We start from the raw sequence: 2,743 nt of genomic DNA, 5'->3' as shown, positions 1-2,743 counted from the left end.
GCCCGCGCCGCGCGGAGCTCGTCGGCGCAGGCCGGGCACGTGGCGACGTGCTCGAGGGCGCGCTCCGCCGCGGCGGGCGGGAGCTGCCCGTCGACGAGCGCGCTGAGCCGGCTCCCGAGGTGGTGACCGTGGCTCATCGCGCTGCCGGGACCGGGTCCTGCCCCGCGACGCCGGTCGTCGGGGCGCGGTGCGCCAGCGACTCACGCAGCTGCGCGCGCGCCCGGTGGATCCGCGAGCGCACCGTGCCGAGCTTGATGCCCAGGGTGACGGCGATCTCCTCGTACGAGAGCCCCTCGATGTCGCAGAGGACGACGGCGGCGCGGTACTCGGGCGAGAGCGCGTCGAGCGCCCGCTGGACGTCCTGGTCGAGGTTGGCGTGCTCGAAGCCCCGCTCGGGGGTGCCCAGTCCGGCCGGGCCGACGACGTCGCCGACGTCCTCGCCGAGCGGGTCCATGCGGATGCGACGCCGGCGCCGGACCTGGTCCAGGAAGAGGTTGGTCGTGATGCGGTGCAGCCAGCCCTCGAAGGTCCCGGGCGCGTAGGTCGACAGCGAGCGGAAGACCCGCACGAACGTCTCCTGCGTGAGGTCCTCGGCGTCGTGCTGGTTGCCCGTCAGGCGGTACGCGAGCCGGTACACCCGGGCGGAGTGCTCGGAGACGATCGCCTCCCACGTCGGGGGCGCCTCCCCGGGGGCGCGCTCGGCCACGGCTTCCTCGAGCGGGTCCGTGCCGGTCGCGGGCACCGCCGAGGACGCGACCGTCTCGTCGCGTCGCCACCGCAGACCTGTCCGCACCCGACCTCCGACCTCCCGACGGACCGCCCGTCACCTGCCGCCACCTGCGGGACGACGTCCCGCCGGACCGGTTCCCCGGACCACCAGCATGACGGCATCGCCTGGGAAGAACCTGAAGCCCGCCGCCCACGCGGCCGCTCTCGCCTGTGAACGCCCAGCACAGGCCCGGTGTTCCCGGCGTCCGGCCGCGCCGGTCCGTCGTCCCGGACGGCCCGCACACCGGGCGGTAGCATCGCGCAGACGGTCGCCGCAGGCGGGACGGCCGCCCACCTGCCGCGGCTCCCGCGCAGCCTCACCACCGGAGGACACCATCGCACCCGACAAGTCCGTCAGCTGGGCCTACAGCGAGGACTTCCTCCCGTCCGACGACGCCCTCCTGCGCGCCGCCGACCGGGCCGCCCAGCTCGGCGTCCCGGCGGTCTCCCCGGGCCAGGGCGCGGTCCTGCGTCTCGTCGCCGCGGCCCTGCGGGCCGGTGCCGTGGCCGAGGTCGGCACCGGGACCGGGGTGTCCGGGCTCTGGCTGCTGCGGGGGATGGCGCCGGACGGCGTGCTGACGACGATCGACACGGAGGCGGAGCACCAGCGCGCCGCGAAGCAGACGTTCGCGGACGCCGGCGTGCGTCCCACGCGGGTGCGGACGATCACGGGCCGCGCCCTCGACGTCCTGCCGCGCCTGACCGACGGCGGCTACGACCTCGTCCTGCTCGACGGCGACCCCCTCGAGGCGGCTCCGACGGTCGAGCACGCGCTCCGCCTGCTGCGCCCCGGCGGCGTCCTCGCCCTCGCCCACGCGCTGCACGAGGACCGCGTGCCGGACCCGGCCCGTCGGGACGAGGTCACCACCGCGCTCCGCGAGGTCGCCCGCAGCCTGCGGGACGACGACCGTGTCGTCCCGGCGATGCTGCCGGCCGGCGACGGCCTGCTGCTGGCCGCGCGCGTCTGACTGGTCGTCGGCCTCGGCCCGTCAGCCTCGGCGCGTCAGCCACTCCAGCAGGACGCGCGCCCCGAAGCCGGTCGCACCCTCGGGCACGTCGTCCTTCGCGGAGGTGGACCGCGCCGGGCCGGCGATGTCCAGGTGCACCCAGCGGCGCGAGCCCGCGAACCGCTCGAGGAAGAGCGCGGCCGTGATCGAGCCCGCACCGACCCAGTGGTCACCGGGCACGTGCCGCACGTCCGCGACGTCCGAGCGGAGCGCGACGCGGTAGTCCGCCACGAGCGGCATGCGCCACAGCGGCTCCCCGGCGGCGCTGCCCGCCTCCTCGAAGGCCCGGGCCAGGGCGTCGTCGTGCGTGTACAGCGCACCATGCCCGCGGCCCAGCCCGAGCGTCGCCGCACCGGTGAGCGTGGCGACGTCGACCAGGACGTCCGGGTCCAGCTCCGCGTCTGCGTAGGCCAGCCCGTCCGCGAGGACCATGCGCCCCTCGGCGTCGGTGTTGGCCACCTCGACGGTGGTCCCGCCGAAGAGCGTGACCACGTCGCCGGGGCGCCAGGACGCGGCACCCACCGCGTTCTCCGCGAGCGGCAGCACGGCCGTGACCCGGTGGTCCACGACGGCCTCGGCGGCGCCGAGCACGGTCGCGAGCGCGACCGCCGCCCCGGTCATGTCCGTCTTCATGGGGACCATGGCCTCGCGCGGCTTGATCGACAGCCCGCCCGTGTCGTAGGTGATCCCCTTCCCCACCACGACGACGTGGCGGGGCGGGACCCCGGAGGAGGGTGCGGTCGCCGGCTCGTAGCGCACGACGACCAGGCGCGGCTCGTAGGCCGAGCCCCGCCCCACCGCCAGGACGCCGCCGAAGCCGCGGCGCTCGAGCTCGGCGGGGCCGAGGACCTCCACGGCGAGGCCGGCGGCCCGGCCCAGCTCCACGGCCCGCTCGGCGAGCCATGCCGGGCTCTTCACCGAGGAGGGCACGGCGCTGAGCGCGCGCGCCACCCAGGACGCGCGGGCCT

General features: G+C 76.7%; 4 protein-coding genes. 1 reads left to right on the top strand and 3 read right to left on the bottom strand.

Annotation, left to right across the window (positions count from 1 at the left end; all coding sequences use genetic code 11):
• A partial coding sequence (locus tag N866_RS20655; protein ID WP_162177339.1) for a zf-HC2 domain-containing protein occupies positions 1 to 137 on the bottom strand: 137 nt, incomplete at its 3' end.
• Positions 134 to 706, bottom strand: coding sequence for an RNA polymerase sigma factor SigE (gene sigE, locus N866_RS17915; protein WP_034229202.1), 573 nt, complete (start codon positions 704 to 706; stop codon positions 134 to 136). The genes N866_RS20655 and sigE, both read right to left, overlap by 4 nt.
• 397 nt (positions 707 to 1,103) lie before the next feature.
• Between sigE and N866_RS17910 the strand changes: the two genes are divergently transcribed.
• Positions 1,104 to 1,736 carry an O-methyltransferase gene (locus N866_RS17910; protein ID WP_034229199.1) on the top strand — a complete coding sequence of 211 codons (633 nt, stop codon included), beginning with the start codon at positions 1,104 to 1,106 and terminating at the stop codon, positions 1,734 to 1,736.
• Between the two features lie 21 nt (positions 1,737 to 1,757).
• Here N866_RS17910 and N866_RS17905 read toward each other — a convergent pair.
• On the bottom strand, positions 1,758 to 2,743 hold a 986-nt coding region (locus tag N866_RS17905), incomplete at its 5' end, for a leucyl aminopeptidase family protein (RefSeq protein WP_034229196.1).

The organism is Actinotalea ferrariae CF5-4 (assembly GCF_000603945.1).
Taxonomy (GTDB): Bacteria; Actinomycetota; Actinomycetes; order Actinomycetales; family Cellulomonadaceae; genus Actinotalea; species Actinotalea ferrariae.
The sequence above is the reverse complement of the archived record's forward strand: the minus strand, read 5'-3'. Positions and strand labels throughout refer to the sequence as shown.